Origin of the sequence: Hansschlegelia beijingensis (genome assembly GCF_045505405.1) — a bacterium.
GTDB lineage: Bacteria > Pseudomonadota > Alphaproteobacteria > Rhizobiales > Methylopilaceae > Methylopila > Methylopila beijingensis_A.
Genome location: NZ_JBJKEX010000384.1, coordinates 1 through 2820 on the forward strand (window position 1 = coordinate 1; position 2820 = coordinate 2820).

Annotated in this window: 3 protein-coding genes and 1 pseudogene; 3 read left to right on the forward strand and 1 reads right to left on the reverse strand. The window is 71.0% G+C overall.

From position 1 onward, the window contains the following. Nucleotides 1-96: 96 nt before the first annotated feature. Nucleotides 97-795 (forward strand): annotated as a pseudogene (locus ACIKT0_RS16415) (molybdopterin molybdotransferase MoeA); the annotation flags it as partial. Here the strand turns inward: ACIKT0_RS16415 and ACIKT0_RS16420 are convergent. Beyond that, nucleotides 777-1775 (reverse strand): substrate-binding domain-containing protein, encoded by a 999-nt coding sequence (locus ACIKT0_RS16420; RefSeq protein ID WP_407106455.1) that lies wholly within the window; start codon nt 1773-1775, stop codon nt 777-779. The pseudogene ACIKT0_RS16415 and the gene ACIKT0_RS16420 sit on opposite strands and share 19 nt — an antisense overlap. A gap of 65 nt (nt 1776-1840) precedes the next feature. On the opposite strand from ACIKT0_RS16420, the gene ACIKT0_RS16425 reads away from it, so the two are divergent. Beyond that, nucleotides 1841-2542: an ABC transporter permease gene (locus tag ACIKT0_RS16425; RefSeq protein ID WP_407106456.1), complete on the forward strand. Its 702-nt coding sequence runs from the start codon at nt 1841-1843 to the stop codon at nt 2540-2542. Beyond that, nucleotides 2542-2820 (forward strand): ATP-binding cassette domain-containing protein (locus tag ACIKT0_RS16430; protein WP_407106457.1); only part of this gene is annotated, 279 nt, incomplete at its 3' end. The genes ACIKT0_RS16425 and ACIKT0_RS16430, both read left to right, overlap by 1 nt.

The window sequence follows — 2820 nt, forward strand, 5'->3', positions numbered from 1 at the left end:
GGCCGCGCAGAAGGTCTACGCCCGCATGGACTCGGTGGGACAGCAGCGGATGGCCGCCCTGCATGGCGGGCGGCGCGACAGGCTCGAGGTCCCAGGAAGCGTCTGCGGGTGGCGCTGTTCTCCACCGGCGACGAGCTCGTCGCGCCGGGAGAGCCGCTGCCGCCGGGCGGCGTGTACGATTCGAACCGCGTCATGCTGGGCGCGCTGTTGAGGCGGCTTGGCGCGGAGGTCAGCGACCTCGGCGTCCTGCGCGACGATCCGCGCGCGCTGGCGGAGCGCATCGCGGGCGCGGCGGGCGACCACGACCTGATCCTGACTTCCGGCGGCGTCTCGACCGGCGAGGAGGATCACGTGAAGGCGGCGGTCGAGGCGGTCGGCCAGCTGGTGTTCTGGCGGCTCGGCATCAAGCCCGGCCGCCCGCTCGCCATGGGCGCGGTCGGCGGGGCCGCGTTCGTCGGGCTGCCGGGCAATCCGGTGGCGGTCTACGTCACGCTGCTGTTCGTGGTTCGCCCGCTGATGGCGCGGCTCGGCGGCGCGCTGCACGAGCCGCTCGCGCCGAGGATGGTGCGCGCCGCGTTCCAGTATCGAAAGAAGTCAGGCCGGCGCGAATTCGTCCGCGTCAGCCTCGCGCGAGGGCCGGACGGCGTCACCGAAGCGCACAAGTTCCCGCGCGACGGCGCCGGCGTGCTGACCTCGCTCACCGAAAGCGACGGCCTTGCGGAGCTTGCCGACGACGTCACGCGCGTGGCCGAAGGCGACATGATCGCCTTCCACCCTCACGGTCTGCTGTGGTGAGGCTCGCCATAGCCGGGGGTTTCCCGCGCGGCGTAACGCGCAGCGTCGATCAGGGGCGCTAGCCGTTCCGCCGGAACCGAAGCGCGCGCCGCAAGGAAATAGACTTCCCAGCCGAGCGGTTTGAAGTCGAGGCCGAAGGCTTCGGCGGCCGCGCGCGTGCCCATGCCTGAATCCGCCGCGTTGGAGGCGATGAGCGCCGCGACCGCCTGATGGGTGAACTCCTCGGAGTGGAAGCCCACGATGTCCTCCGTAGCGATCCCGCACTCCGCGCAAAGCCGCTCGAACCAGATGCGCGTCCCGGCCCCCCTCTGCCGGTTCACGAACCGCGCCTGCCGCGCGACGAGGTCGGGGATGCCCTGGAGCCCGAGGGGATTTCCACGCGCGAACATCAGCCCCTGTTCTCGGCGGAACAGGGGCCGGACCGTGAGCTCCGGATCCCGGAAGAGACCGTCGAGCGGGGGCGGCGCCTCGCCTTCGGAGCCGTAGTGAAAGCCCGCGGCGTCGGCGCCGCCAGCGGCGAGCTTCGCCAGCGCATCCATGCTGCCGGCGATCGAAAACTCGACGTCCGCCACGCGCTCGATGACGGAGAGAAGCAGCGGATCGTGGCTGCCGCAGACGCGCAGTCGCCTCTCGGCGGAACCGAAGAGCCCGGCGAGGCTCGTGTTAAGGGCCGCCTCCTCCGCGGCCCGCATGGGCTCGATCCGCTCGAAAGCGGCGGCGAGAGCCTGCCGCAACTCCGCGCCGAACGGGGTCAGCACGCTGCCATGACCTTTGGTCTTCACCACCAGCGCGCGGCCGAGCGACGTCTCCAGCCGGGCGAGCTGGCCCCAGGCCGAACGGTAGGAGACGCCCAGCCGCTTCGCCGCGCCCTGAAGCGAGCCTGTTCGATCCAGTTTGTCCAGCAGCGAGAGCGTGGCCGCGAGCGGGACCGTCTCGCCCCCGGCGCGGAGATCGCCGTCGAGACGCAGGCGGACGCTCATATGCACCCCCTTTCCTATTGATCAGCCCGAACAGTCTATATCATTGGACGAGGAGCTCGGCGTCCATGCTCGATACGTTCAACGAGACGATCTTCCGGCTGGCGACGCTCGACCGCGACGTGGTCGCGATCGCGGCCCTGTCGCTCCGCGTCAGCCTGGCGGCGGTCGGCCTCGGGCTTCTGATCGGCGTGCCGCTTGGCGCGCTGGTCGCGGTGACGCGGTTTCCGGGCCGGGGGGCGGTGGTCGCCCTGCTCAACGCCTTCATGGGCCTGCCGCCGGTGGTGGTCGGCCTCTTCATCTATCTTCTTCTGTCGCGCTCCGGGCCGCTCGGCGCTGCCGGCCTTCTGTTCACGCCGTCCGCGATGATCGTGGCGCAGACCGCGCTCGCCACCCCGCTGATCGCCGCCCTGACGCGGCAGATCGTGGCGGACGCCGAGGCTAATCTCGGCCCACAGCTACGGTCGCTCGGCCTCTCCGCCGTCCGGCGCTCGGCCGTGGTGATCTACGACGTGCGCTTCTCGCTGGTGACGGTCGCGCTCGCGGCCTTCGGACGCCTGGTCTCGGAGATCGGCGCCGTTCTGGTCGTGGGCGGCAACATCGACGGCTATACCCGGACCATGACGACGGCGATTTCCCTCGAGACGCAGAAGGGCGATCTCAGCCTCGCTCTCGCGCTCGGCCTCGTCCTGATCGGGCTGGTGGTCGCGATCAACGCCGCCGCGCTCGGGCTCCGCGGCTACGCCGCGCGGGCCTACGGAAGCGCGTGATGGCGGCGATCACGCTCGACAAGGTCGAGGTCGCGTTCAACGGCAAGACCGTGCTCGACCGCCTGACTATTGAACTGGCGCCCACCGGCGTCACCGCGCTGATCGGCCCGAACGGCGCCGGCAAGAGCGTGACGCTGCGCGTGATCGACGGCCTCGTCGCGCCCACCTCCGGCTCGGTGCGGATCTCCGGCCAGCTCCCCCCGCGGCGCGCCTTCGTGTTCCAGCGTCCAGTCCTGGTGCGAGCCAGCGCCGCCGCCAATGTCGAGCTGGCGCTGACG